The 24992-nt window shown below is 67.5% G+C and carries 25 protein-coding genes; 7 read left to right on the top strand and 18 right to left on the bottom strand.

Annotated features, from left to right (window positions below; translation table 11 throughout):
- Nucleotides 1-12 precede the first annotated feature (12 nt).
- Nucleotides 13-282, bottom strand: coding sequence for a 30S ribosomal protein S15 (gene rpsO, locus WDU93_RS08870; RefSeq protein ID WP_055993247.1), 270 nt, complete (start codon nt 280-282; stop codon nt 13-15).
- 144 nt (nt 283-426) lie between these two features.
- Here rpsO and WDU93_RS08865 point away from each other — a divergent pair, with 144 nt between their 5' ends.
- Nucleotides 427-1719 carry an MFS transporter gene (locus tag WDU93_RS08865; RefSeq protein ID WP_337319666.1) on the top strand — a complete coding sequence of 431 codons (1293 nt, stop codon included), beginning with the start codon at nt 427-429 and terminating at the stop codon, nt 1717-1719.
- 28 nt (nt 1720-1747) lie between these two features.
- On the opposite strand, the gene WDU93_RS08860 is transcribed toward WDU93_RS08865, so the two are convergent.
- The 6 genes from WDU93_RS08860 to WDU93_RS08835 all read right to left on the bottom strand — a co-directional run bounded on the left by WDU93_RS08860 (nt 1748) and on the right by WDU93_RS08835 (nt 6936).
- Nucleotides 1748-2296 (bottom strand): YceI family protein, encoded by a 549-nt coding sequence (locus tag WDU93_RS08860; RefSeq protein WP_337319664.1) that lies wholly within the window; start codon nt 2294-2296, stop codon nt 1748-1750.
- Between the two features lie 170 nt (nt 2297-2466).
- Nucleotides 2467-2835, bottom strand: coding sequence for an FKBP-type peptidyl-prolyl cis-trans isomerase (locus WDU93_RS08855; RefSeq protein ID WP_337319661.1), 369 nt, complete (start codon nt 2833-2835; stop codon nt 2467-2469).
- 78 nt (nt 2836-2913) lie between these two features.
- Nucleotides 2914-3726, bottom strand: coding sequence for an ABC transporter permease (locus WDU93_RS08850; RefSeq protein ID WP_337319660.1), 813 nt, complete (start codon nt 3724-3726; stop codon nt 2914-2916).
- A 6-nt stretch (nt 3727-3732) separates the two neighbouring features.
- On the bottom strand, nt 3733-4560 hold the full coding sequence (locus WDU93_RS08845; protein WP_337319658.1) for an ABC transporter permease: 828 nt from the start codon (nt 4558-4560) through the stop codon (nt 3733-3735).
- A gap of 70 nt (nt 4561-4630) precedes the next feature.
- Nucleotides 4631-5818, bottom strand: a complete 1188-nt coding sequence (locus WDU93_RS08840; RefSeq protein WP_337319656.1) for an extracellular solute-binding protein — start codon at nt 5816-5818, stop codon at nt 4631-4633.
- A gap of 50 nt (nt 5819-5868) precedes the next feature.
- Nucleotides 5869-6936 (bottom strand): ABC transporter ATP-binding protein, encoded by a 1068-nt coding sequence (locus WDU93_RS08835; protein ID WP_337319654.1) that lies wholly within the window; start codon nt 6934-6936, stop codon nt 5869-5871.
- A gap of 117 nt (nt 6937-7053) precedes the next feature.
- On the opposite strand from WDU93_RS08835, the gene WDU93_RS08830 reads away from it, so the two are divergent.
- Together WDU93_RS08830 and WDU93_RS08825 are read left to right on the top strand one after the other, a co-directional pair.
- Complete coding sequence (locus tag WDU93_RS08830; RefSeq protein WP_337319652.1) at nt 7054-7845, top strand: winged helix-turn-helix domain-containing protein; 792 nt, start codon at nt 7054-7056, stop codon at nt 7843-7845.
- A 47-nt stretch (nt 7846-7892) separates the two neighbouring features.
- Nucleotides 7893-8597: a cache domain-containing protein gene (locus WDU93_RS08825; protein ID WP_337319650.1), complete on the top strand. Its 705-nt coding sequence runs from the start codon at nt 7893-7895 to the stop codon at nt 8595-8597.
- A gap of 133 nt (nt 8598-8730) precedes the next feature.
- Here the strand turns inward: WDU93_RS08825 and WDU93_RS08820 are convergent, their stop codons facing one another.
- On the bottom strand, nt 8731-9984 hold the full coding sequence (locus tag WDU93_RS08820; protein ID WP_337319648.1) for a PrsW family intramembrane metalloprotease: 1254 nt from the start codon (nt 9982-9984) through the stop codon (nt 8731-8733).
- Nucleotides 9985-10044: 60 nt separating this feature from the next.
- Between WDU93_RS08820 and WDU93_RS08815 the strand changes: the two genes are divergently transcribed.
- Complete coding sequence (locus WDU93_RS08815) at nt 10045-10914, top strand: fumarylacetoacetate hydrolase family protein (protein ID WP_337319646.1); 870 nt, start codon at nt 10045-10047, stop codon at nt 10912-10914.
- A 74-nt stretch (nt 10915-10988) separates the two neighbouring features.
- Here the strand turns inward: WDU93_RS08815 and WDU93_RS08810 are convergent, their stop codons facing one another.
- Genes WDU93_RS08810 through WDU93_RS08795 form a run of 4 tightly spaced genes read right to left on the bottom strand, consistent with a single transcriptional unit; the run spans nt 10989 to nt 15053 of the window.
- Nucleotides 10989-12446, bottom strand: coding sequence for an aspartate ammonia-lyase (locus WDU93_RS08810; protein ID WP_337319644.1), 1458 nt, complete (start codon nt 12444-12446; stop codon nt 10989-10991).
- A 51-nt stretch (nt 12447-12497) separates the two neighbouring features.
- Nucleotides 12498-13415, bottom strand: coding sequence for a phosphodiesterase (locus WDU93_RS08805; RefSeq protein ID WP_337319642.1), 918 nt, complete (start codon nt 13413-13415; stop codon nt 12498-12500).
- Between the two features lie 49 nt (nt 13416-13464).
- Nucleotides 13465-13800 carry a peptidase gene (locus WDU93_RS08800; RefSeq protein ID WP_337319640.1) on the bottom strand — a complete coding sequence of 112 codons (336 nt, stop codon included), beginning with the start codon at nt 13798-13800 and terminating at the stop codon, nt 13465-13467.
- Entirely contained in the window at nt 13797-15053 is a 1257-nt protein-coding gene (locus WDU93_RS08795) for an inorganic phosphate transporter (protein WP_337319638.1), read from the bottom strand. The genes WDU93_RS08800 and WDU93_RS08795 overlap by 4 nt, the downstream gene beginning before the upstream one ends.
- Nucleotides 15054-15206: 153 nt before the next feature.
- Here WDU93_RS08795 and WDU93_RS08790 point away from each other — a divergent pair, with 153 nt between their 5' ends.
- Together WDU93_RS08790 and WDU93_RS08785 are read left to right on the top strand one after the other, a co-directional pair.
- Complete coding sequence (locus WDU93_RS08790; RefSeq protein ID WP_337319636.1) at nt 15207-17315, top strand: S9 family peptidase; 2109 nt, start codon at nt 15207-15209, stop codon at nt 17313-17315.
- A gap of 256 nt (nt 17316-17571) precedes the next feature.
- Nucleotides 17572-18498 (top strand): endonuclease domain-containing protein, encoded by a 927-nt coding sequence (locus WDU93_RS08785; protein WP_337319634.1) that lies wholly within the window; start codon nt 17572-17574, stop codon nt 18496-18498.
- A 245-nt stretch (nt 18499-18743) separates the two neighbouring features.
- On the opposite strand, the gene WDU93_RS08780 is transcribed toward WDU93_RS08785, so the two are convergent.
- The 6 genes from WDU93_RS08780 to truB form a co-directional block, all read right to left on the bottom strand.
- A complete protein-coding gene (locus tag WDU93_RS08780) occupies nt 18744-19772 on the bottom strand; it encodes a 6-phosphofructokinase (RefSeq protein WP_337319632.1) in 1029 nt (342 codons plus the stop codon).
- Nucleotides 19773-19969: 197 nt separating this feature from the next.
- A complete protein-coding gene (locus tag WDU93_RS08775) occupies nt 19970-22129 on the bottom strand; it encodes a DEAD/DEAH box helicase (protein WP_337319630.1) in 2160 nt (719 codons plus the stop codon).
- Between the two features lie 148 nt (nt 22130-22277).
- Nucleotides 22278-23231: a bifunctional riboflavin kinase/FAD synthetase gene (locus tag WDU93_RS08770; RefSeq protein WP_337319627.1), complete on the bottom strand. Its 954-nt coding sequence runs from the start codon at nt 23229-23231 to the stop codon at nt 22278-22280.
- Nucleotides 23228-23620, bottom strand: coding sequence for a hypothetical protein (locus WDU93_RS08765; protein ID WP_337319847.1), 393 nt, complete (start codon nt 23618-23620; stop codon nt 23228-23230). Before WDU93_RS08765 ends, WDU93_RS08770 begins: the two co-directional genes overlap by 4 nt.
- 68 nt (nt 23621-23688) lie before the next feature.
- Nucleotides 23689-24057 (bottom strand): hypothetical protein, encoded by a 369-nt coding sequence (locus WDU93_RS08760; protein ID WP_337319625.1) that lies wholly within the window; start codon nt 24055-24057, stop codon nt 23689-23691.
- A complete protein-coding gene (gene truB / locus WDU93_RS08755; RefSeq protein ID WP_337319845.1) occupies nt 24054-24905 on the bottom strand; it encodes a tRNA pseudouridine(55) synthase TruB in 852 nt (283 codons plus the stop codon). The genes WDU93_RS08760 and truB overlap by 4 nt, the downstream gene beginning before the upstream one ends.
- Between truB and WDU93_RS08750 the strand changes: the two genes are divergently transcribed.
- Nucleotides 24843-24983: a hypothetical protein gene (locus WDU93_RS08750; RefSeq protein ID WP_337319851.1), complete on the top strand. Its 141-nt coding sequence runs from the start codon at nt 24843-24845 to the stop codon at nt 24981-24983. The genes truB and WDU93_RS08750 overlap by 63 nt on opposite strands.
- The last annotated feature ends 9 nt before the right edge of the window (nt 24984-24992 follow it).

Genomic DNA, 24992 nt, shown 5'->3' with positions numbered 1-24992 from the left:
GGGCGCAATGCCTTATCGGCGAAGCCCGAGACGCTCGATCAGCGAACGGTAGCGCTCGATGTCGATGTCCTGGAGGTAGCCGAGCAGACGACGGCGCTGACCGACGAGCAGGAACAGGCCACGACGCGAGTGGTGGTCGTGCTTGTGCTCCTTGAGGTGCTCGGTGAGGTCCTTGATGCGCTGCGTCAGCATTGCGACCTGCACCTCGGGGGATCCGGTGTCACCGGGGTGCGTCGCGTACTCTTCGATGATCGCCTTCTTGACGTCTGCTTCCAGTGCCATAGATTCGATCCCCTCTCTGCTTGTTGCGCGGTGCCCGACGCTGAATGCGTGAGCTCTCTTTATCCGCGGCCGATCGAACGGCAACCGCAATAGTCTACCAGTCGCGAGGGCGAGCGATGACCGCGGCCAGGATAGCCTCGCAGAGTGCAGTTCCCCCGCGGTCTCCTCATCGATCTCACCCCGCTGAAGGCCTCCCCCGCCTTCGCCCGGATGTGGATAGGTTCCACCCTGGCCGGGGTGGGCAGTCAGCTGACGGTGGTGACCGTCATGCTGCACGTGTACACCTTGACCGCCAGCAGCCTGGCCGTGTCGATGATCGCCGTCGCCGGGCTGGTGCCGATGGTGCTCGCCGGGCTCTACGGAGGGATGCTCGCGGACGCGTTCGACCGGCGGCGCGTGGCGCTGATCGCCGCGACCGTCACCTTCCTCGCGACGCTTCTGCTGGCAACCCTGACCTGGCTCGGAGTCGAGACGATCTGGTGGCTCTACGGCTTGAGCATGATCATCGCAGCCGCGGGCTCCGTGGGCATGGCCACCCGCACGGCGATCGTGCCGCGGCTCATCGACCGGGACTTGCTGGCCGCGGCATCCGCCCTCAACGGGGTGGCGTTCGGTGTCACCGTCATGGTCGGGCCCGCGGTCGCCGGACTCCTGGTCGCCTTCACGGGATACGGCTGGACGTACACGATCGACGTGGTGCTCACGCTCGCCCTGTTCCTGGGGCTCTGGACCCTGCCCGCCCTGCATCCGGAGGGCGCCACCGTGCGCCCAGGACTCGCGTCGCTCGTCGACGGCTGGCACTTCCTGAAGCGGGCAGGAAACATCCGCATGCAGTACCTGCTGGATGTCATCGCGATGACCTTCGGGCAGCCGCTCGCGCTGTTTCCCGCCATCGGCACCGTGCTGCTCGGCGGCGGAGCGATCACCACCGGCATCCTCACCGCTGCCGTCGCGGTCGGCACGTTCTGCTCGAGCCTGTTCTCGGGGCGCGTGGTGCACTACCGCTGGCATGGTCGGGGGATCGCCAGGGCCGTGCAGGTGTACGGCGCCGCGATCGCGGTCTTCGGGGTCGTGCTGCTCATCGCCACGCTCTGGCCATCCGACGAGACAGGCGCCCCCGCCGTGCCGCTCATCATCGCCGCGTGCATCGCCCTGGCTGCATCCGGCGCCGCCGACAACGTCAGCGCCATCTACCGCAACACGATGATGCAGGCTGCCGTGCCGGATGCCATGCGCGGGCGACTGCAGGGCGTCTTCATCATCGTGGTCGCCGGCGGACCGCGCATCGGCGCGCTCTACGCGGGCGGGCTCGCGACGCTGACCGCGCTGTGGTTCCCACCGCTGCTCGGCGGCCTGGTGATCATCGGACTGGTCGCCGTGCTCGTGCGGGCGCACCCCCGCTTCCGCGCCTATGACGCAACGAACCCCGAGCCCTGACGGGCCCGGGGTCCAGAGGATGCGGTGATCAGTCCTGCTGCAGCGAACCCTGCAGGTCGAGGTTGATGGTCACGTCCTTGCCGACGAGCACACCACCGGTCTCGAGGGCGGCGTTCCACGTGAGGCCGAAGTCCTCACGGTTGATGGTCGTGGTCGCCGAGGCGCCGGCCTTGTAGTTGCCGTACGGGTCGGTGCCGAAGCCGCCGAAGTCGAACTCGAAGCTCACGGGCTTGGTGATGCCACGGATCGTGAGGTCGCCATCGACGAAGAAGTCACCCTTCTCGACGCGGGTGCCCGTGGAGACGAACTCCATCGTGGGGAAGTTCTCGGTGTCGAAGAAGTCAGCCGAGCGGAGGTGGCCGTCGCGGCCCTCGTCCTTGGTGTCGATCGAGGTGACGTCGACGCTGGCCTCGACCTTGGCCTCGAGCGGGTTCTCCGGGGCGATCAGGGTGGCGCTCTTCACGCCGAAGGTGCCGCGCACCTTGGAGATCATCATGTGGCGCACGCTGAAGGTGACCTCGCTGTGTGCGGGGTCAAGCACCCAGGTGCCGGGACGGTAGCCGGGGATCTCGGTCATTGCTGTCTCTCCTCGAGTCAAAAGTCTGGCCGCGATGTGTGCGACACCTCTGACAACATACATGCGCTTGAATGCATTCCGGATTCGGCGGACTTTTTTCGAGAATCTTCCCCGACACGTCGAAGACCCCCTCCCGCGCTGTGCGGAAGGGGGTCTTCAGAACGCTCAGGTCAGCCGACGGCGACCAGGTCGATGATGAAGATGAGGGTCTTGCCAGAGAGGAAGTGCCCACCCCCGGCCGGACCGTAGGCGAGGTGCGGCGGGATGACCAGCTCACGGCGTCCGCCGACCTTCATGCCCGGGATGCCGTCCTGCCACCCCTGGATGAGCCCGCGCAGCGGGAACTCGATGGTCTCACCACGACCCCACGACGAGTCGAACTCCTCGCCGGAGTCGAACTCGACGCCGGCGTAGTGGACGGTGACGGTGTCGCCGGGCTTCGCCTCGGCGCCGTCGCCCACGATGATGTCGCGGATGACGAGCTCCGTGGGGGCGGGGCCGGTCGGCGCGTCGAACTCAGGCTTTGTGCGATCAGTCATGACTCCATCCAACCCGAGCGCGCGGGGCGCGGTCAACGCGTCCTCTCCGCTGACCGCGAACGGCACGACCCGCCACGCTCATCCGCGATCGGCGACGTCGCGCGAGAGACGCTGCGACACCCACACCGGGATGAACGAGGCGAGGATGACGACGGTGGCGACCACGTTAACGACGTTCGCCTCGTTCGGGCGCGCCATCTGGTTCATGATCCACAGCGGCAGAGTGTCGACACCAGGCGGCGCGGTGAAGATCGTCACGTAGACCTCGTCGAAGCTCAACGCGAACGCGAGGATCGCGCCGGCGACGAGCGCGCTCCGGAACTGCGGGAAGGTGACGAGGCGGAAGGTCTGCCAGGGCGTGGCACCGAGATCCTTCGAGGCCTCTTCGATGCTGGGGTTCATCCGGCGCAGGCGCGCCAGCACATTGTTGAACACCATGACGATGCAGAAGGTGCCGTGCGCGATGATCATGCCGTAGAAGCCGACCTGGATGCCGATGGGCTCAAGGATCTGGTTGTAGGTGTTGTTCAGCGCGACACCGGTGACGATGCCGGGCAACGCGATCGGCAACACCACCAGCAGGTTCACCGTGCGCTGGCCGAAGAAGCGGAACCGCTGCAACGCGAAGGCCACCAGCGTGCCGAGGATGACAGCGATCACCGTCGCGCCAGCGGCGACGAGGATCGAGTTCAGCAGCGCCGCACGGACGGGCTCACTCGTGAACGCCTTGCCCCACCATTCCAGTGAGAACTCGGCGACCGGCCAGCTGACGATCCGCGCGGCGTTGAAGGAGTTGAGCACGACGAGCGCGAGCGGGATGTACATGAAGGCGAGGATGACGGCGACGAGGATGCCGAGGATCACCTTGGAGGTACGGGAGAGACGCAGCATGGCCCGTCACATCCTTTCCAGTGCGCCGGTGCGCTGCACGCTCACCAGGTAGATGACGACGAACGCGATCGGCACGACCGAGAAGGCCGCGGCCAACGGCGGGTTGAGGTTGATGTTCGAGGCGATCACGCTGCCGATCATCTGCGTGTCACCGCCGACGAACTTGGCGACGAGGTAGTCACCCAGGCTCAGCGAGAAGGTGAAGACAGAACCGGCGATGATGGCGGGCTTGATCAGCGGCAGCACGACCGTGCGGATGGTGCGCCAGGATCCGGCCCCGAGGTCGGCGGAGGCATCGAAGAGGTTCGGCGGCAGCTGGCGGATCGCGGTGTAGACCGGAACGGCCATGTACGGCAGCCAGAGGTAGGTCAGGGTGAGCACGACCGTCGCGACGGTGAAGCCGGGCCCCTTGATACCGAAGGGCGCGAGCGCCCAGTTGAAGAAGCCTTCCTCGGTGAAGGTGATGCGCATCGCCAGCACCTTGACCAGGTAGCCGGCCCACAGGGGCAGCGTGATCGAGACGGCAAGCAGGGCACGCAGCCAGGGCGAGGCGACTTTGGCCATGAAGATGCCCAGGGGCACCGAGATGAGGACGGCGAGCGCGGTAACCGCCAAGGCGATGCCGAGTGTGCGCAGTGCCGTCGTGGCATAGGCGGGGTTAATGAGGAGCTGTTCGAAGTTGCGCAGCGTGAAGCCGGGCTTGACCTTCGAGGTGAATGGGTCGGTCACCCAGAACGCGGTGATCAGCAGCATCACCAGCGAGAAGATGTAGATCCCGACGAGCCACGTCATCGGCAGGGCCAGCAGGCCAGCGATCTGCAGTCGGCGCTTCATGTCGATCCTGTCGTCGTTGAAAGGAGGGGGCGGGGCGGGAGATCACTCCCCCGCCCCGGGGTACGGCGGCTCAGCCCTTGACGGTGAGCCAGGCGTCGGTCCACTGCTGGAAGTTCGTGCAGGTGACATCCGTACGGCCGTCGATGCACTGCTCAATGGGGGTGGTCCAGAACCACACCTTCTTGAAGTACTCCTCGTTGGTCGCGTTGTAGTACTCGCAGTGCGCCTTGGCCTCGTCGCTGGTGTCGCAGAATGCGGCGTTGGCAGGGGCCATGCCGAAGTTCATCGCGATCGCGCCGTTGACCTCGGGCGAGGAGGCGTAGTCCATCCACGCGTAGGCGCAGTTGGGGTTCTTGGCCTCGGCGGCCAGCATCCAGGCATCCGACCATCCCGTCGAGCCTTCTTCGGGCAGCACGCTCTTGAACTTCTCGTCACCGGTGAGCTTGCGCAGCACCTCCCACGACGTGCCGGCGACCGTCGTGCCACCGGCGAAGGAGGTGATCTGGGCGGCGGGGTCGGACCAGTACTCCGAGACGATCTCGTTCTGCTGCTTGAGCAGATCGATCGCCGCGTCGAGCTGCTTCTCATCGAGCGCATACGGGTTGGTAATGCCCAGGTCGGGCTCGTGCGCCATCAGGTAGACGGCGGCATCGGCGATGTAGATCGGCGCGTCGTAGGCGGTGATCTTGCCGGCGTACGGGCTGTCCGCCTCCCAAGCGATGTCCCAGCTGGTGGGCTCTTCGGTCACGACCTCGCTGTCGTACTGCAGGATGTTCGCGCCGCGGCCGATCGGGATGCCGTAGGACTTGCCGTTGATCGTGTCGTAGATCTGCCCCTTCATGCCCTCGACGATGTCGTCGCCGAAGTTGGGGATGAGCTCGAGGTTCAGCGGCTGCACGTCACCACCGGCGATGAGGCGGAGGCTGGCATCGCCCGACGCCGAGACGAGGTCGTAGTCGCCGGTGCGCATGAGCTGCACCATCTCGTCGCTGGTGCCGGCGACACGGCGGTTCACGGTGCAGCCGGTGAGCTTCGTGAACTCGTCGCTCCACGCGGGCTCGACAAAGCCCGACCAGGCGATGATGTTCACCTCTCCCTCGTTCTCGCCGAGCTCTTCGAGCATGGGGATGTCGGGCACATCGATCTGCAGTTGGCCGTCGCCCTCAGCGGTGGCGTCTTCTGATGTTCCGGAACAGGCCGAGAGGCCGAGGACGGCGACAGCCGCCATCGCCGTGACGGCGAGGATCTTCTTACGCATGGGATCGCTCCTTTGTGATCTGTGCTGCTGGTGTGATGCGGATGGGTGGTTCAGGGAAGGCGGGCAGCCTCGGACGGCGCCCACGCCACGCGCACGCGATCGCCACGGGCGAAGGCGCCGGCTGAGGCCGCGTGGTGGGAGTTGGGCTGCTCAGCGAGGACGTCGAGGCCGGCATCGGTCGCCACGAGGTAGCGCGTGGTGGGTCCGGTGTAGACGAGTTCGCTCACCGTTCCGGCGAGCGCGACATCCCCGTCGGTCACTGGCGCATCCGCCGGCTGCATCCGTACCCGCTCAGGGCGGATGCTCATGGTGCGACGATCGCCGGTGAGCTCCTCGGCGAGCGACCCCTCGACGAGGTTGGACAGGCCCAGGAAACGCGCCACGAACTCGGTCTGCGGGTTCTCATAGACCTCACGGGCCGCACCGACCTGCTCGATGCGACCGTTGTTGAAGACGGCGACCCGGTCACTGAGAGTGAGCGCCTCCTCCTGGTCGTGCGTGACGAAGATGAAGGTGATGCCCACCTCGCGCTGGATCTGCTTGAGCTCGATCTGCATGTGCTCGCGCAGCTGTTTGTCGAGCGCTCCGAGTGGCTCGTCGAGCAGCAGCACCTGCGGACGGAGGATGAGTGCGCGGGCGAGCGCGATGCGCTGGCGCTGACCGCCGGAGAGCTGATGCGGCAGGCGATCGGCGACGTGCTCGAGGCGCACGCGGCGCAGAGACTCCTCGACGGCGGCGACCCGCTCCGCCTTGCTGGTGCCCTTCACCGTGAGCCCGTAACCGACGTTCTCGGCGATGGTCATGTGCGGGAACAGCGCGTAGTCCTGGAAGACGGTGTTCACCTGGCGCGCATGTGGTGGCGTGCGAGTGACATCGACGCCCGAGAGCCGAACCACTCCGGCGGTGGCCTCTTCGAAGCCCGCGATGACGCGAAGCACGGTGGTCTTTCCCGAGCCTGATGGCCCGAGCATCGACACGAACTCCCCCGGGGCGACGTCGAGGTCGAGATCGCGCACAGCGGTGAACTCCCCGAAGGACTTCGTCAGCCCTTGCAGGGAGACGCTGCCGGGGGCGGCAGCAGACTCCATGGCGGGTGCGGCGGGTGCGGCAGCAGGCATCGGGTGCTCCTCTGGATCATCGTCGAACGAGGGAAGGTTTGCTAAACATATAAAACCAGATGACATATTTCAAGCGCGGCGCACGAAGATTCGCCGAGGGAGTGGAAGAATCACGGAATGGACCCGCTGACGACCCAGAGCGCGCCTCGGCCGCATCTGTCCGACGCGCGCCCCAGCCAGCCGCATCGCCTCGAAGGCGCCCTGTTCCAGCCGATCGGCGACGAGGGGCGAGCAGAGCTCGTCGAGCGCAGGCTCGTGGATGCCATCCATCGCGGACATCTGCGTGCCGGTGAGCGTCTCCCCTCCGAGTCCGACCTGGCGCGCAGTTTCGGCGTCGCTCCTGTCACCGTGCGCGAGGCACTGCTGGCCTTGCGCGGACGGGGCCTGATCGTCACCCGCCGTGGCCGCAACGGCGGCAGCTTCGTCATCGACGACGCCGACCCTCTCGCCTATGCGCTGGCCGCAGTACGCGCCACCTCCCGTCTCGCATTGCGTGATCTGGGCGCCCATTACTCGGCGATCACCGCTGCGGCCCTGCGCATGGCGGCGCGCAGAGCAGACCAGAGCGAAACGCAGATCGTGCGCAGACGCTTGGAACGTCTCGAGACGCTCGAACCCGAGCTTCAGCGCCGCCTGCTGGACGACGCCCTCGTCGAGCTTGTCGCCCTCAGCCAGTCCGCGCGCCTCACCCGCGAGCAGATGAAGCTTCAGGCGGAGTTCTCACCGTATCTGCGTCTGGTGGCGCCCGGCGCTGACGGGCAGACCGCCCAGTGTGCGCACCTGCGCGCGATCATCGATGCCGTCGACGCGGCCGACGCGGATGCGGCGGCAACCCTGACCGAGCAGATGGTCACCCAGGTCATCGACGAGCTGATCGCCCTGCAGGCCTCTGCAGCTAGCTCACCCTAGACACCCGCTTTACCCGACACCCCCATCGACGTGCACTGGAGGACGCGATGAGCACCACAACCACCGCCCCGGCGAGCGCTGCGCGCATCGTCACCGACTACTTCGGCTCACCCATCCGCACGCTGCTGGAGTGGGTGGGTCCCTTCGCGGCGCAGGTCGCCGAGGTGCAGCAGACCGGTGCCCTCACCCGCGCCCGGCTCGACGCCCTGGTCGAGCCGCACGCGCTGCGCACGCTCGACCTGCCGGACGCGCCCGTCTACGGTGCAGGCTTCATCGCGGCGATCGATCTGCTCGCTGACGCGCACAGTCACCTCGCCTGGTGGCAGGGGGATGATCGCCGTCAGCTCGTGCTGGCCTCGCAGTCGGTGAACAAGGAGCACATCGACTACAGCGAACTCGAGTGGTATCGCGTGCCGATGAGCACCGGCATCCCGCATGTCGCGGGGCCGTACGTCGACTACCTGTGCAGCGACGAGTACACGATCACCGTTGCGGTTCCTGCCACGGTCGACGGCACGAGGATCGGTGTGGCAGGCCTGGATCTGCTGGTGTCGGAGGTCGAGCGAGAGCTCACCCCTCGTTTTGCCGAGCTCGGCCAGCAGGTCACGCTCGTCAACGGGGTGGGGCGCGTCGTCGTCTCGACCGACCCGCGCACGGCCACGGGTGATTCAGTGCGCGGGGGTCGCCTCGCCGCTCTCCCCCGTATCGCCTGCGACGGCGTTGCGCTGGATGTCATCGTCGAGGATCTCTGATCTGAACCCTTGACACTCGTCGGGTGCGGGTGCACCCTATTGGTGTACCAACTCAACGCCCGGGAGTCATGCAGGCATCGCCGCAGCACCGGGCGTTGAGTCTGTCCAGGGCCAGCGCCCGGCGCCCGCTGCCTCAGTAGGCCAGGAGGGCCGCGCGCGTCGCTCGGGTGCGTACCAACAGCACCTGCTCGTCGGATGCCGCGTGCGGGTCTCCGCCGCTGACGGCACGCTGCCGCACGGCGGCCAGATCGGTCGCGTCTTTGATGAACGACTTCATCAGCGCGCTGCGATCGCCGCGAAGCCCCGCCGCCCACCGCATCCCCACCTTGCGTCCGGCAGGGGTGGCGAGCATGGTGACCTCTTCAGGGGTGAACCAGCCTGCGGTCGCGTACTCCCCCAGACGCTGCTGCGTCAGGCGCGCTTCTTCGCGGCGCAACGCGACGATGGCGAAGATGAATCCGACGAACAGGGGAATCTGGGCGGTGATGTACAGCACGAAGAAGTCGCCGATCATCGATGAGCCGTTCCAGAACGCATGCAACGCGATGGCACCAAGGACACCGAGCACACCCGCGCCGAACGCTCCCCCGGCCCCGGCCCCGCGGCGGGCCGCCAGGCCGATGGCGAAGCCGGTCAGCGCCGTGAACATGGCGTGGGCGAACGGCGACATCAGGCCACGCAGCACGAACGTGAACGTGAGCTGTTCCGCCCCGCCCTCGATCAGGCTGATGGCGAAGTACTGAATGTTCTCGGTGAATGCGAATCCCGCCCCGACCAGCGCGCCGTAGACGACGCCGTCGACCGGCCCGTCGAAGGCGCGGCGCGCCATGACGAAGATGAGGAAGACACCGAGCCCCTTGGTGACCTCCTCGACCACCGGGGCCTGAATGACCGCGCTGAAGAACTCAGACCGCATGCCCACGGCAAGGGTGAGCGCGAGGTCGACCAGCAGCGTCAGCCCGATTGCCGCGATACCGCCCCAGGCGATCGCGAAGACGACCAGGCTCTTCGGCTCGGGTTCCCACCTGTCGATGAGGCGTACTCCGAGCAGCACGATCGTGAGCGGAACGAGCGCGAGAACCATGCCCACGACGGATGCCGCGGCGCCCAGCGCATAGCCGAAGTACGCCGCCAGCAGGAGGAGCACGAACCCGAGCACGCCGAACAGCCAGATGCTCGCGCTGCGTCCCTTGCGCACCGGCACCGGCAACGCGGGGATCGCCGGCGCAGGGGCTGGTGCGGCGGGCGCCGGGGGCGCGTAGGCCTCCGGCTTCGCGAGCGCCGAAGGGAACCGAGTGGGCGCGTACACCGGCTGCGGCGGCTGGCCATAGGCATGCTGCTGACCGGGCGGCGGCGAGTACTGCGGCTGCCCTCCTCCAAGACTCATACCGAAAGCCTAGAGGTCGGCATCCCCCACCCCCACCATCGCGCCCGGTAGCGTAGAAGCATGCAGTTCGCTCATCTGCGTGCTCCCGAGTCCCACGACATCCACCTCGCCGTCATCGACGGTGAGGACGCGATCCTCGTCTCCGACCTCGTCGAAGCCGCCCCCCACACGTTGCAGGACCTCATCGCCGCCGGAGACGGCGCGCTCGCCGAGATCCGGGATGCCGTCGCATCCGGCCGCGGTACGCGGCATCCGGTCGGCGACTTCGGCTTCGCGTCGGCCGTTCTCGCTCCCCCCGCCGTGCTCGCCGTGGGGCTGAACTACGCCGCCCACTCCTCCGAGCTGGGGCTGAAGACCGACAGCGCTCCCACCGTATTCACGCTCTGGCCGAATTCGCTCACGGGGCACGGCGAGACGACCTCCTGGCCACGCACACTCAGCGAGTCGGTCGATTATGAGGCGGAGCTCGGCGTGCTGATCGGTCGCCCCGCGAAGGACGTCGCCGAGGCCGATGCTCTGGATGTCGTCTGGGGTTACACGGTCGTCAATGACATCACGGCACGAGATATCCAGTTCGCCGAGGCCCAGTGGTCGCGCTGCAAGTCGTTCGACGGCTTCACCCCGACGGGACCGGTCGTCGTGACGGCAGACGAGATCGCCGATCCGCAGGACCTGCACATCTGGACCGTCGTCGACGGCCACACCGTGCAGGACGCCTCGACCGGGCAGATGGTGCGTTCGGTGGCCAAGCTCATCGCGCACCTGTCGACCTCGATCACCCTGCAGCCCGGCACCCTGATCTCGACCGGCAGCCCGGGAGGCGCGGGGTACTCACGTGACCCGCAGATCTTCCTGCGCGACCGCTCCACGGTCACGGTGGGCATCGACGGCATCGGCGCCCTCACCACGCACTGCCGCATCCTCGACTGACCCACAGTCGACCGCGCGCACAGAACGGCGGCCCCGGTGGATCTCCACCGGGGCCGCCGTCAATGTGCGAGAGCTCAGCTCTCGAGGTCTTCCGCGGCGATCACGGGGATCGCGGCGGTCACGGTCTCCAAGCCCGAGAGGCGAGCCGGCGAGATCTGCTTCATGACCTCATCGCGCGTCATCAGCCCTGCCTCGACGACAAGGTCGGCGACGTTGCGGTTGGTCAGCAGCGCCGTCTTGGCAAGCGCCGCGGATGCCGCGTAGCCGATGAACGGGGTCAGCGCGGTGACAACACCCACCGATGCTCCGACCATCGCTCCCAGGCGGTCGCGGTTCGCCGTGATGCCGTCGACGCAGTTCACCCGAAGGGTCCACATCGCCTGACGCATCCAGGTGATCGACTGGAAGATCGAGTGGGCGATCACCGGCTCGAAGGCGTTCAGCTGCAGCTGGCCGCCCTCGACCGCCATCGTCACCGTCACGTCCGCGCCGGCGACGGCGAACGCCACCTGGTTGACGACCTCGGGGATGACAGGGTTCACCTTGCCGGGCATGATGCTGGAGCCGGCCTGCTTGGCGGGCAGGTTGATCTCGCCGAGACCGGCCTGCGGGCCGGAGGAGAGCAGACGCAGGTCGTTGCAGATCTTCGAGAGCTTGATGGCGTTGCGCTTGAGCGACGCAGAGAACGACATGAACGCGCCGGTGTCGCTGGTGGACTCGACCAGGTCGCTCGCGGTCTCCAGCGGCAGGCCGGTGATCTCGCGCAGGTGCTTGATCACGGTCGGCGCATAGTTGGGGTTGGCGGTGATGCCGGTGCCGATCGCGGTGGCGCCCATGTTGACCTCGAACATGAGCGACGCGTTCTCGGTGAGGCGGCTGTGGTCCTCACCGAGGGTGGTCGCGAAGCCGTGGAACTCCTGGCCGAGCGTCATCGGCACGGCATCCTGCAGCTGCGTGCGGCCGACCTTGAGCACGTCGTGGAACTCGTGGGACTTGTTCAGGAACGCACGACGCAGCAGGTCGAGCTCATCGAGCAGGGCGCGCAGGTTCAGCGACAGCCCGATCTTCACCGCGGTGGGGTAGACATCGTTGGTCGACTGGCTGCGGTTGGTGTGGTCGATCGGCGACAGGAACGCGTAGTCGCCCTTCTCACGGCCGGCCAGCTCGAGGGCGATGTTGGTGATCACCTCGTTGGCGTTCATGTTGGTCGACGTGCCGGCGCCGCCCTGAATGACGCCGACGGTGAACTGGTCGTGGAACTCTCCGTCGATCACGCGCTGTGCGGCACGGTCGATGAGGTCGGCCTTCTCGGGGTCGAGCACACCGATGTCGCGGTTCGCGCGAGCGCTGGCCTGCTTGACCATCGCCAGAGCGATCACGAGATCGGGATACACCGAGATCGGGCGCTTGGTGATCGGGAAGTTCGCCTCGGCACGGGCGGTGTGGATCCCCCAATACGCGTCGGCAGGAATCTCCATGCTGCCAAGCGAATCGGTCTCAGTGCGGGTCAGGGCAGGCGCATCGGCGGCCATGTCACATCCTTGTGGGTGGTGGCGGGTGGGGAGTTGGGGGATGCCACCAGTCTACGCGGTGTCGCGCGGAGGCTTTCGCGAGAACACCTCGAGGCGCTGTTCTGGTGTCAGTGCCGCCATCCGCTCCAGCCACTCCGCAGAGAAGAAGGTGCCCGTGGGCGCATCGACGACAGGCACGACGGTGTGGGTGATCGTGTCGGGGTACACGTGCACCAGTTGGAACGCCTGCGCGGCATCCATCCCGTTCACATCCTCGGCGGGGCGGGCGACGTTCATCGCGTAGCAGGTCGACGAGGCCACACTCACCGGGACGCCGGCGAACGTGCCGGTCGATGAATAGTGCAGATGCCCGGCGAGGATGCCGCGCACGTCGGTGCCGCGGATGATCTCGGCCAGCTCGTCCTGATGCTGCAGCTCGAGGATGTCGAACAAGGGCACGTGCGTCGGCAGCGGCGGGTGATGCATCGCGAGCAGCGTGCCGTGCGGTGCCGGCGTGGCGAGCTGTTCGGCCAGCCATGCCAGCTGCCCCTCGTCGAGGTCACCGTGATGCCAGCCGGGCACACTCGTATCGAGGGCGATCACCCGCAGGCCGTCCAGATCCCACACGCCCGTCACCGGCTCTTCGGTGGCCGCCTCGCCCAACAGCTCCGCCCGCAGCTGCGGGCGCTCGTCATGGTTGCCGGCAACCCAGATCACGGGGCATCCGAGTTCTTCCGCAACGGGTTCGACCGCGGCCTTGAGCCGGCGGTAGGCATCGGTCTCACCGAGGTCGGTGAGATCGCCGGTCAGCACGATCGCGGAGGGGCGCGGATGCACCTGCCGCACCGCGTCGAGGGTGCGGCCGAGGTTCGCATCGCCGTCGGCACCGCCGGGGTGGCGTGCGCCGCCGGCGAGCAGATGCGGGTCGCTGAGGTGGATCACCGTGTGCGTGGCCGGCTGATGCCGACCGAACGGAGGCAGATCGATCATCACCCCAGACTACGGATGCCCCCGGCGTCGCGCCGGGAGCATCCCGCGATCAGTGTCCGACGACGATGATGAGGATGCCCGCGATCACCGCGGCCGCGCACAGCGCGAAGCATCCGATCGCGCCCGCGTAGGCGAGCTGCTTCTGCCCCTCCGTGAGCGGATTCTTCCGCGCCGCCTTGGCGGCCTGCTTCTCGGCCTTGCGCAGATCCTTCTCGGTGACCACCGTGATCGCGTCGGTGAACTCGGCCGGGCTCACGACGGGCACACGCCCACTGCGCACGAGCAGCCGCAGGCCGACAGCGTAGAAGAAGACGATCGAGACAGCGCCGATGAACGACGCGACGAAGACGAGCAGGAAGGCGGTCCAGTCGATCGAGACGGTCATCGCTCATCCTCCTTCTTCGCGGAACGGGCTTCGGCCTTCGCCTTCGCCTTGGCCTTGGCCTGCGCGGCGCGCTCCTGGCGTCGGGTCGGCGGCGGGCTGTCGGGCAGGTCGATGGCGCGCCCGGACTCGGCGACGTCACTCATCGCGTTGGCATGGGTGACTTCGTCGCGCTTGGAGTAGAGGAACAGGCCCAGGATGATCACGAGCGCGAACACCGCGCCGATGATGACACCCAGGTTGCCGAGCCAGACCACCAGCAGGGCCGCCAGGGCGCCGACAGCGCCGGCGGCGGGCAGCGTGAGCAGCCAACCGATGCCGATGCGGCCGGCCGTGCGCCAGCGCACCGTGGAGCCGCGGCGGCCGAGGCCGGAGCCGATCACCGAACCGGAGGCGACCTGCGTGGTCGAGAGGGCGAAGCCGAAGGCGCTGGAGGCGAGGATCGTCGCGGCGGTCGAACTCTCCGCCGAGAAGCCCTGCGCCGGCTTGACGTCGGTGAGTCCCTTGCCGAGGGTGCGGATGATGCGCCACCCGCCGAGGTAGGTGCCCAGCGCGATGGTGAACGCACAGGCGATGATGACCCACAGCTGGGGCTCGTGGTGGGCGGCGGACTGCCAGCCGACCGTGATGAGGGCGAGGGTGATGACACCCATGGTCTTCTGCGCGTCGTTGGTGCCGTGTGCGAGCGCGACCAGCGACGAGGTGAAGATCTGGCCCCAGCGGAATCCGGAGCGCCCGTCGGGCTTGTTGTCATAGCGACGCGTGACCGCGTAGGCGATCTTTGTGGCCGAGAAGGCGATGATGCCCGCTGTGAGCGGTGCGATGAAGGCCGGCAGGATGACCTTCGAGATGACGATGCCGAAGTCGATGCCGCTCACGCCGACGCCGACGAGGGTCGCGCCGATGAGGCCGCCGAACAGGGCATGCGAGGAGCTCGAGGGCAGTCCCAGCAGCCAGGTGAGCATGTTCCAGGTGATCGCGCCGATGAGCCCGGCGAAGATCAATGACGGCATGAGCGAGTGATTGATCTCGTCTTCACGGATCATGCCGCCCGAGATGGTCTTGGCGACCTCGGTCGACAGGAAGGCGCCGACGAGGTTCAGCAACGCCGCCAGGAGCACCGCGGTCTTGGGCTTGAGAGCACCGGTCGCGATGGGCGTGGCCATCGCGTTGGCGGTGTCGTGGAACCCGTTGGTGAAGTCGAAGAAGAGTGCCAGCAGGATCACCAGCACGACGATGAGGGCTGCGGTTTCCACCGTTCGCTTTCGTTCGGATGACAAGGAAAGGTGCCGACGCGATCGGCGTGACGAACGAAAAGTTCACCGTGGGTTTGATATCCGTTTACGGGCCCGCTAAATCCTCCCATCCTGCCCCGCCGTGGTCAACTCGCCCTCGGGTAGCGTGGAACGGTGACCGACTCCCGACCCACGCCGCCCGTTGCGGCGCGCCGCGCCCACGTCCGCACGCACCACGGTGACCGCTTCGAAGACCCGTATGAGTGGCTGCGCGCCAAGGATGATCCGGAGGTCATCGCGCACCTCGAGGCCGAGAACGCGTACACCGATGAGCGCACGGCGCACCTGGCGCCGCTGCGCGAGACGCTTTTCCACGAGGTCAAGGGACGCGTACTCGAGACCGACCTGTCGGTGCCGACGCGCGAGGGCGACTGGTGGTACTACGGCCGCACCGAAGAAGGTGCGCAGTACGGCATCCAGTGCCGCACCGCCGCAAGCCCCGGCGACTGGACGCCTCCGGTGCTCGAGCCGGGTGTGCCTGTGCCGGGTGAGGTCGTGCTGCTCGACGGCAATGTCGAGGCCGAAGGTCACGAGTTCTTCTCGCTCGGTGCGTTCGATGTCTCGGACGACGGACGGACGCTGCTGTGGTCGACCGACTTCGATGGCTCCGAGGTGTACACGGTGCACGTGCGCGACATCGACAGCGGAGAACTGCGGGCCGACGAGCTGGTGGGCACCGCGCAGGCCTTCTTCACCCCCGACGGCGAGTCCGTTCTCTACACGACCCGCGATGAGGCCTGGCGCCCCGACACCCTCTGGCTGCATCGCCTCGGCACCGCACAGGCCGACGATGTGCAGCTGTTCCACGAGCCCGACGAGCGTTTCTGGCTCGGCGCGGGCATCACCCGCAGCCGCCGGTATCTGGTGGTCGGGGTCGGGTCGAAGATCACCAGCGAGGAGGTGCTGTTCGATCTGCACGACCTCACGGCGCCGGGGACCGTCGTCTGGCCGCGCCGGGATGGCGTCGAGTACTCGGTCGATCATGCCGTCGTCGCCGGCGAAGATCGTCTGCTGATCCTGCACAACGATGACGCTCTCGACTTCGAGCTGGTGTCGGTCGCGGCATCCGATCCTCAGGGCGAACGCCGGATGATCCTCCCCCACACTCCCGGCCGCCGCCTGCTCGAGGTGGATGCGTTCCGCGATTTCGCCACGGTGGAGTACCGGCTGGAGGGGCTGGAGCGGGTGGGTCTGCTCGACTACGCGACGGATGCCGTCGATGAGATCACCTTCGACGAGCCGTTGTACTCGGCAGGTGTGGGTGGCAACCCGGAGTGGCACGCGCCGTTCCTCCGTCTCGGATACGGCTCGTTCGTCACCCCCGGCACGGTGTTCGATCTCGACCTCGCGAGCAAGGAGCTCGTGCTGCGCAAGCAGCAGCCCGTGCTCGGCGGTTACGACCCGACCGACTATGGTCAGCGCCGTGCGTGGGCGACCGCGCCCGACGGCGTGCAGGTGCCGATCTCACTGGTGTGGAAGCGCTCGTTCGGCGAGCCAGGCGACACGGTGCGGCCGGTGCACCTTTACGGCTACGGCTCGTACGAGGCATCCATGGATCCCGGCTTCTCGCCGATGCGTCTGTCGATGCTCGACCGTGGCGTGATCTTCGCGATCGCCCACGTGCGCGGCGGCGGCGAGATGGGTCGGCACTGGTACGACGACGGAAAGATGCTCACCAAGCGGAACACCTTCACCGACTTCGTCGCCGTCGCCGAGCATCTGATCGAGACGGGTGTCACGGAGCCTGCCCAGCTCGTCGCCGAGGGCGGCAGCGCCGGTGGCCTGCTGATGGGTGCGGTGGCGAACCTCGCGCCGGAGAAGTTCGCCGGCATCCTCGCCGTCGTCCCCTTCGTCGACGCCCTCACCTCGATCCTCGACCCTTCGTTGCCGCTCACGGTCGTGGAATGGGATGAGTGGGGCAACCCCCTCGAGGATGCGGAGGTGTACGCCTACATGAAGTCGTACACGCCGTACGAGAACGTGCGCGACGATGTGGCCTATCCCCGCATCCTCGCCATGACCTCGCTGAACGACACGCGTGTGCTGTACGTGGAGCCCGCGAAGTGGGTCGCGCGACTGCGCGAGGCGGGCGCGGAGGATGTGCTGCTCAAGTGCGAGATGACCGCCGGTCACGGTGGCGTGAGCGGCCGCTACAACGCCTGGCGCGAGCGCGCGTTCGAGCTCGCCTGGATGCTCGACGTCCTGGGCCTCGCCGACGCCTGACGCATCGCCCGGCTCCGGCCCCCCTCCCCGCATGTCCCACTTTCTGCTGTACGTGTCCCACTTTTCGTAAAGCCTGTCCCACTTTCTGCTGTCATGACGGCCGTTTGACAGCAGAAAGTGGGACACGCTCCGTTTGTGCGGAGGAGCGGGAACAGGATACTGCGCTTCGTTATCACCAACGGGGCGAGAACGTGAGTTCCCCACACTGGCCGGGGTCTCCGGCCCGCTGGGTGCAGCGGGCGTCAAGACTGGGCGGATGCGACGCCACCTGGAACTCCCCCGCGGACTCGGACCGTACTTCAGCGTCGACCATGCCGCCGCGCTCGGCGTCTCGGATGCCCGGCTGCGCAGCAGCGACCTGCGGTCGCCCTTTCACGGGGTGCGGGCACCGGCATCCCTTGTCAGCCCCAGCGAACTGCGCGCGCGATGCCAGGAATATGCCCCGCGGCTGCGGGACGGACAGTTCTTCAGCCATGAGACCGCGCTGGCGCTGCTGAACGTGCCGCTGCCGGAGTGGCCTTACCAGCCGGGAGTACATGTGTCCGCGCACCGTCCCGCTCGCGAACCCCGCACGCGCGGGGCGGTCGGACACCGGTTGCAGTTGCGTGAGGCCGCGTGGGAGGTGACAGAGGATGGACTGCCTGTCGAGCATCCGGTGCGCGCGTGGCGTCAGGCCGGACAGACCTGGTCGCACGAAGATCTCGTCGCGGCGGCGGAGCACATGATCCATCCCCGCACCGGGCTCGCCGAGTTCGCCGATCTTGTTGCCGAGGTGCGAACGATGGGTGATCTGCGCGGCGGCGTCCTTCGTTCGGCGTTGAACTCCGTGCGCGGCGGCGTGGAATCGCCACGGGAGACGCGCCTTCGGCTGATTCTCGTTCGCGCCGGTCTGCCGGAGCCGACGCCCGGGTGGACGCTCACCGACAGCAGGGATCGATTCGTCGCCCGGCTGGATCTGGCCTATCGGAGATGGCGCATCGCGCCCGAGTACGACGGACGCCAACATGCGGAGAGCGCCGCGCAGTTCGAACGTGACGCCGACCGCTGGAATGCAATCCGCGAGGAGGGCTGGACGCTCGTGCGGGTGTTGAACCATCACCTCGAGGGAAATGGAACCCGCGCCGTAGCGATGGTGCGCCGGGCTCTCATCGACGCCGGATGGCGGCCGGGTCTGCCGGGCTGACCCACTCTGCACGGAAGCATCCGGCGCCCCGGCTCCTGAGCGAGCGTAGCGAGACGAAGGATCGGCACCCGGCATCCCGGTTCCTGAGCGAGCGCAGCGAGACGAAGGGCCGGCATCCGGCACGACCATGTCCCAAAAACTGCTGTCAAACCGCCCGGATAACCGCAGTTTCTGGGACATGCCCTGCAGAAAGTGGGACACGCACAGCGGAAAGTGGGACATGCGCCCCGGGGATAGCGCCCAACTCAGCCGAAGAGGGCTGCCGCCTCCTCGTAGCGGTAGAGGGGCACCGTGTTCAGTTCGCCCAGGGCGTCAGAGAACGGCACGCGCACGATGTCGGTGCCGCGCAGGGCCACCATGTGCCCCCAGGCCTCAGAGACGAGGGCGTCGGCGGCGTGCAGACCCAGGCGCGTGGCGAGCACCCGGTCGAATGCCGAGGGCGAACCGCCGCGCTGGATGTGGCCGAGGATCGTGGCCCGCGTCTCGACGCCGGTGATGCGCTCGATCTCCGGGGCGAGCAGGTCGCCGATGCCGCCGAGGCGAGGGCGGTTGAAGGCGTCGAGCCCCTTGTCGCTGTAGGCCTCTTCCATGCCCTTGAGCTTGAAACCCTCCGAGACGACCACGAGCGGCGCGCGGCCACGGTCGTGAGCGCTGGTCACCAGCGCGGCAATCTCGGTGATCGACAGCGGCACCTCGGGGATGCAGATCACGTGTGCGCCGGACGCGATGCCGGAGTGCAATGCGATCCAGCCGACGTGCCGCCCCATCACCTCGGCGACCATGCAGCGCTGGTGCGAATCGCCGGTGGTGCGCAGACGGTCCATCGCGTCGGTCGCGATGTTCACAGCGGTGTCGAAACCGAATGAGTAGTCGGTCGCGCGCAGGTCGTTGTCGATGGTCTTGGGCACGCCGACGACCTTGATGCCGTCCTTCGACAGACGGTCGGCCGCGGCAAGCGTGCCCTCGCCACCGATCGCGACGATGCCGTCGATGCGGTGGCCGTACAGGGTCTTGGCGATGTTCTCGGCGCCACCCCGGTCACCCTCATACGGGTTGGTGCGGCTGGTGCCGAGGATCGTGCCGCCGACCTTCGAGAGACCCTTGACCTCATGCCGGGTCAACGGGAAGAAGTCACCCTCGACCACGCCACGCCAGCCGTCACGGATGCCGACGAACTCGATGTCGTAGGCACTGGTGCCCTTGAGGACGATGGCGCGGATGACTGCGTTGAGGCCGGGGCAGTCGCCACCGCTCGTGAGAATGCCGATCTTCATGCTTGTGCCTTCAGACGTTCGGAGGGAGGGGGGACGCGGCGACGGTGCCTGACTTCGACCATAGTGCCGCGACCACACCAGACGCTATTCGGTGACACTCGAAAACGCCGATTCCTACACGCGAATGTGCGTGAGGTGCAGAATTTTCACCCTCTGACGCCGATCGGCCAGCATATCGGCTTCAAGAACCGAACTTCTTAAGAGCCTGCTGCACCCGTCAGCGCCTCGCGCAGCAGGTGCATGAGCGCGGCCTCCTGCACCGACTCGGTGCTGCCGTCCTCCATGGCCTCGCCATCCAGGGCGCGCCCGGCGAGCCCCTGCTTGCGGTCGATGAGCTCAGCGATCTTCGTGTCGATTGTGTGGGCGGCGATGATGCGCCACGCGGTGACCGGCTCGTCCTGGCCGATGCGGTGCACACGGTCGATGGCCTGGGTCTGCTCGGCGGCGGTCCAGCTGAGCTCCGCGAGCACGACGTTCGAGGCGGCCTGCAGGTTGACCCCGACCCCGGCAGCGGTCAGCGAGCACACCGCGATCCCAACCTCGGGGTCCGTGTTGAACGCGTCGATGGCCTGCTGGCGGGCAGGTGTGGACTGGTCACCGCGGATCGATACCGCCTTGATACCGGATGCCGCGAAATGCGCCTCCGCCTGGTCCATGACATCGATGTGCTTGGCGAAGAAGACCACCTTGTCGACCGAACGCTGCAGCTGTGCCGCATAGTCAGCGGCGAGCTGCGCCTTGGCCTGACCGATGCGGCGCACCATGGTGAAGACGTTGTCTCCCCCGGTGCCGGCAGCCTTCGACTCCTCCAGCTCGTTGTGGGCGACCAGACGCACGATGTCTTCGTCGATCTCCCCCGCGGGCACGCGGCTGGTTCCCGCGGCACCCGTGCGGGCCTCGACGATGCGGCGGTACTTCGCCGCCATCCGCTCACCCAGCTCACGCTCGGCCTGACGGATGCTGCGCCCGAACTCGTCGTCGAGCTGCACCGGCAGATCGGCCACGAGCTTGTCGGGCAGGTCGGCGGCGACATCCTTCTTCTTGCGCCGCACGATGCCCATCGAGATCACGGCGTCGCGCGCCTCGGGGTAGAAACCCTTGTCGGCCGGGGTGAGGCCGGTGGCGTCGAGCTTGTCCATCAGCTGCAGGCCCGGCTTCTCGCCGTTGGTCCAGCCGAGGAACCGCCAGATCGCGTCGAAATCCTCGACGTCGTTGATCAGCGGCGTGCCGGTGAGGGCCATCATCAGCGGGTTCGACGTGCGCTCCCGGATGCGGGAGGCCAGCGCCAGCACGTTCTGCGAGCGCTGCGACGAGAGGTTCTTGATGAAGTGCGCCTCGTCGACGACCATTCCCTTCAGCCCGATCGAGCTGAGCCACGACAGATGGCGGTCGAGGATCTCGTAGTTGACGATGAAGACGTCGGCGAAGGCGTCGATGTCGGCACCGTCACCCTGGATCACCGTCGCGCGACGCTGCGGCGTCCAGCGCTGCACCTCACGCGCCCAGTTCATCTTCACGACGTTGGGCACGACGGCCAGCAGCGGGTAGGCGTCGGCGACGGATGCCGCGATTGCCGACTGCGCGGTCTTGCCCAGGCCCGGCTCATCGGCGAGCAGGAAGCTGCGGTGTCCGGCGCGCACGGCCTCGACGAACCGCGCCTGGTGCGCCATGACCTCGAGCCCCTTGGGCGAGATGTGGTCGTACTCGGGGGTCGGCGGCAGCTCCATGGTCGCCGCTCCCCCGCCGGCGCCGGTCTCGAACGACTTGTACAGGGGGCCCATGAGCTCCCAGCCATCCAGCCGACGGCGCGGCTGGGTGGTCGCGCGCGGGGTGAGGTCAGGCGCGAGGAACGGATTGGCCAGCTGGCGGGACTCGACCGACGGTGGCACCACCTGACGCTCAGCAAGCGCTGCCGGAACGACGGTGGTCTGCACCGGGGCGATGTCGGTGATCACGAGTTCTTCAGGCGCGAGCTCGGCGCCGGACTCGAGCAGCCAGTCCCGGCGCATCCGCTTCGCGACCGGGCTCGTGGCCTGATCTGCCTCGAGCAGCTGGATCAGCGACGTGTCACGTGCGGCGGTCTTCGCCAGGATCGTGGCGACACCGTCCAGGCGCTTGAGCAGCTCGGCGCGGGCGGCGTCGGTCAGTTCGGCATCAGTCTTCACTCGCGCGCGCTCCTCGCGCACAAGGAAAGCGATCACCTGGAACTTCACCCGGTTGGTGGGACCGAGCTTGCCGCGCTGCGCCTTCGCCTCGATCTCGCGCACCTTGCGCGCGAGGATCGGGATCAGCGGCGCTTCTTCGTCGCGACGGGACGTCTTCTTTCGCCGCGGGGCGGCGGTTGCCGTGGTCGGCATGCTCCTCCTGAGCGTGAGGGTCACTCGCCCGGCACGGGCGAGTCGGGCCCCTCCGTGAGCGGCAGCAGCCGGAACATCACGGGTGATGGGGCGTGAAGGCGCACATCACGACACGTGACGCCGCGCTCCACCCCGCGATTCTACGGCATCAGCGCGCTTCTGGCGCCAGACGTGTCCGAGCCGCAGTCACATCGGCGGCAATCTGCGCGATCAACGTCTCCATCCCGTCGAAGGCGACCATGCCTCGCAGGTGCTCGGTGAACTCGACGGTGACCTGATGGCCGTACAGGTCGAGATCGGTGGCGTCGATCACGTGTGCCTCGACCTGGCGGCGCTGGACGTCGTCGAAGGTGGGGTTGGTGCCGACGGAGATGGCGGCCGGATGCCGTACGCCGGTGGTGTGGTCGGTGAGCCACCCGGCGTAGACGCCGTCGGCCGGCACGAGGGAATCGACCAGCTCGGACAGGTTCGCCGTGGGGAAACCGAGCTCACGTCCGCGCTTGAGCCCGTGCACGACCTCTCCGGTGACATCAACCGGGCGCCCGAGCAGACGGGCAGCGCCGGCGACGTCGCCCGTGGCGAGCAGTTCACGAATCCAGGTCGACGACACTCGGCGATCAGTGCCAGCGGGGTAGACGTCATCGAGCACATCCACCGTGAAGCCGTAGCGCGGGCCGAGCTCGCGCAGCAGGTCGAGGGTGCCGGCGCCGCCACGACCGAAGCGGAAGTCACGCCCGACGAGCACGGTGACCACGTGCAGCGCATCGACCAGGATCGTCGAGACGAACTCCTCGGCCTCCAGCGCTGCGAGCTGCGCGTCGAAGGTCAGCAGCAGCGTCGCGTCGATGTCGAGCTCGCCGAGCAGCGCGAGCTTGCGCTGCACCGCCACGACGTTGTCCGGGCAGAGTTCCGGGCGCAGGACCTCGAGTGGATTGCGGTCGAACGTCACCGCGACGCTCTTGGCGCCTGCGGCGTCAGCATCCTCCTGCATCCGCGCGATGATGGCGCGATGGCCGATGTGCACGCCATCGAACTTGCCGATCGCGACGACGGTGGGGCCGAAATCGTCGGGGATGTCTCCCGGGTCATGGAAGACGATCATGCGGTCACCTCGTTCGGGCGGTGCGTGCGCAGCCACCAGATGCCGAACAGTGGCAGCACGAGCGGGATGAACAGGTATCCCATACCGAAGTACGACCAGACACTGTCGTGGCCGAACAGCTGCGGCACGGTCAAGCTCAGGATGCCGACCACGATCACACCGGTCAGCTCGAACACGATCGCCACCCAGGCGACCGTGTACCAGCCGGGTCGACGGGCGAAGACCAGAGCGAGGGTCGCGAGGATGTAGACGACGGCGGCGATCGCGGAGAGCGTGTACGCCAGGGGTGCTTCGTCGAAGCGGCGGACGATCTGTACGAAGCTGCGGCCGGTGGCGGCGAGTGCCATGACGGCGTAGACGATCACGAGCACGCGGCCGATGCCGGTCATCCGGGCGCGGGAGACTGTGTGGGACATTGCGTTTCCATCCTAGGCGCGGCGACTGCGGCCGGTCTCGCTCAGGCGACCTGCACTGTCCAGATCATCTGCATCCGCCAGAGCATGACTCCCAGTGACAGCCCGACGACGCCGAGGATCACGGTGCTCCACCGGCTGCGCTCCAGCAGCGCCCACAGCACACCGCCGATGGGCAGCAGGACGGCTGCGATGAGGTACACCCAGTACTCGAGCAGATCACCCGTCGGCGGGTTGCCCGCCAGCGGGGCCACGATCGCAATGACGACCTGGATCAGCAACAGCAGCTCCACCAGCGCGAGACTGCCGACGGTGAGGTCGCTCGGGCGGCGTCCGGCGAAACCGGCGATCAGGCAGAAGAGCCCCGCCGCGCAGGTAACGACGATCTGCAGGGTGGTGTACCACTCGATCACTGCTGAACCTCCGGCATGTTCATGGCGCTCTTGATGTCGGCTCCGCGGCGCTCGAGGATGCCGACGAGCTCCCCGGCCGGGTCCACGGCTGCCACTTCGGATGCTGTCAGCCGCTCGGCCTGACCGTGCAGGCGTTTGCCGTGGCGCAGGTCACGTGCTTCGTCGGCCGTCACCTCCAGGATCGGCATGACGCGTCGGGCAGCGTCCGCCGGGGTGAGCAGGGTGGCGTCCGCCAGGGTGTCGAGGCTCGCGGCATCCGTCACCTCGAACCCACCCACGCGCGTGCGACGGAGGGCGGTCAGATGCCCGCCCACGCCCAGTGCCTCGCCGAGATCACGGGCCAACGCGCGGATGTAGGTGCCCGATGAACAGTCGACGATGACGTCGAGGTCGCGCACGCCGTCGCCCGCCCTGTCAGCCACGACGTCGAAACGTGACACCACGACCTCCCGCGCGGCGAGGACGACATCCTCCCCCGCGCGTACCCGGTCGTACGCGCGCCGGCCGTCGACCTTGATCGCAGAGACCGAACTCGGCACCTGCGAGATCGCACCGGTGAGCGCGCGGATGCCAGCGGCGATAGCCTCATCCGTCACGGCTGACCATGCGGCCTCATCCGCGCGGGCGATGATCTCGCCCTCGGCGTCGTCGGTCGTGGTGCGCTCGCCCAGACGGATCGTCGCGGTGTAGGTCTTGTCGGCACCGACGATGTAGGTCAGCAGGCGCGTCGCCCCCTCGATGCCGATCACCAGGAGGCCGGTGGCCATGGGGTCGAGGGTTCCCGCGTGCCCGACCTTGCGCGTGCCGAATGCGCGGCGGGTGCGCGCGACGACATCGTGACTGGTCAGGCCGCCGGGTTTGTCTACGAGAAGGATGCCGGGCGGTACCACCTGCTCAGCCTACGCGGCACAGCCGCACAGCGCTGACCTAGGCTG

This window comes from Microbacterium istanbulense, assembly GCF_037204145.1.
GTDB classification, from domain to species: Bacteria; Actinomycetota; Actinomycetes; order Actinomycetales; family Microbacteriaceae; genus Microbacterium; species Microbacterium istanbulense.
The sequence above is the reverse complement of the archived record's forward strand: the minus strand, read 5'-3'. Positions and strand labels throughout refer to the sequence as shown.

Excerpts from the sequence above, each read along its gene's own strand:
- rpsO (WP_055993247.1), bottom strand. The coding sequence starts at position 282 with ATGGCACTGGAAGCAGACGTCAAGAAGGCGATCATCGAAGAGTACGCG.
- WDU93_RS08860 (WP_337319664.1), bottom strand. The coding sequence starts at position 2,296 with ATGACCGAGATCCCCGGCTACCGTCCCGGCACCTGGGTGCTTGACCCC.
- WDU93_RS08855 (WP_337319661.1), bottom strand. The coding sequence starts at position 2,835 with ATGACTGATCGCACAAAGCCTGAGTTCGACGCGCCGACCGGCCCCGCC.
- WDU93_RS08850 (WP_337319660.1), bottom strand. The coding sequence starts at position 3,726 with ATGCTGCGTCTCTCCCGTACCTCCAAGGTGATCCTCGGCATCCTCGTC.
- WDU93_RS08845 (WP_337319658.1), bottom strand. The coding sequence starts at position 4,560 with ATGAAGCGCCGACTGCAGATCGCTGGCCTGCTGGCCCTGCCGATGACG.
- WDU93_RS08840 (WP_337319656.1), bottom strand. The coding sequence starts at position 5,818 with ATGCGTAAGAAGATCCTCGCCGTCACGGCGATGGCGGCTGTCGCCGTC.
- WDU93_RS08835 (WP_337319654.1), bottom strand. The coding sequence starts at position 6,936 with ATGCCTGCTGCCGCACCCGCCGCACCCGCCATGGAGTCTGCTGCCGCC.
- WDU93_RS08830 (WP_337319652.1), top strand. The coding sequence starts at position 7,054 with ATGGACCCGCTGACGACCCAGAGCGCGCCTCGGCCGCATCTGTCCGAC.
- WDU93_RS08825 (WP_337319650.1), top strand. The coding sequence starts at position 7,893 with ATGAGCACCACAACCACCGCCCCGGCGAGCGCTGCGCGCATCGTCACC.
- WDU93_RS08820 (WP_337319648.1), bottom strand. The coding sequence starts at position 9,984 with ATGAGTCTTGGAGGAGGGCAGCCGCAGTACTCGCCGCCGCCCGGTCAG.
- WDU93_RS08815 (WP_337319646.1), top strand. The coding sequence starts at position 10,045 with ATGCAGTTCGCTCATCTGCGTGCTCCCGAGTCCCACGACATCCACCTC.
- WDU93_RS08810 (WP_337319644.1), bottom strand. The coding sequence starts at position 12,446 with ATGGCCGCCGATGCGCCTGCCCTGACCCGCACTGAGACCGATTCGCTT.
- WDU93_RS08805 (WP_337319642.1), bottom strand. The coding sequence starts at position 13,415 with ATGATCGATCTGCCTCCGTTCGGTCGGCATCAGCCGGCCACGCACACG.
- WDU93_RS08800 (WP_337319640.1), bottom strand. The coding sequence starts at position 13,800 with ATGACCGTCTCGATCGACTGGACCGCCTTCCTGCTCGTCTTCGTCGCG.
- WDU93_RS08785 (WP_337319634.1), top strand. The coding sequence starts at position 17,572 with ATGCGACGCCACCTGGAACTCCCCCGCGGACTCGGACCGTACTTCAGC.
- WDU93_RS08780 (WP_337319632.1), bottom strand. The coding sequence starts at position 19,772 with ATGAAGATCGGCATTCTCACGAGCGGTGGCGACTGCCCCGGCCTCAAC.
- WDU93_RS08775 (WP_337319630.1), bottom strand. The coding sequence starts at position 22,129 with ATGCCGACCACGGCAACCGCCGCCCCGCGGCGAAAGAAGACGTCCCGT.
- WDU93_RS08770 (WP_337319627.1), bottom strand. The coding sequence starts at position 23,231 with ATGATCGTCTTCCATGACCCGGGAGACATCCCCGACGATTTCGGCCCC.
- WDU93_RS08765 (WP_337319847.1), bottom strand. The coding sequence starts at position 23,620 with ATGACCGGCATCGGCCGCGTGCTCGTGATCGTCTACGCCGTCATGGCA.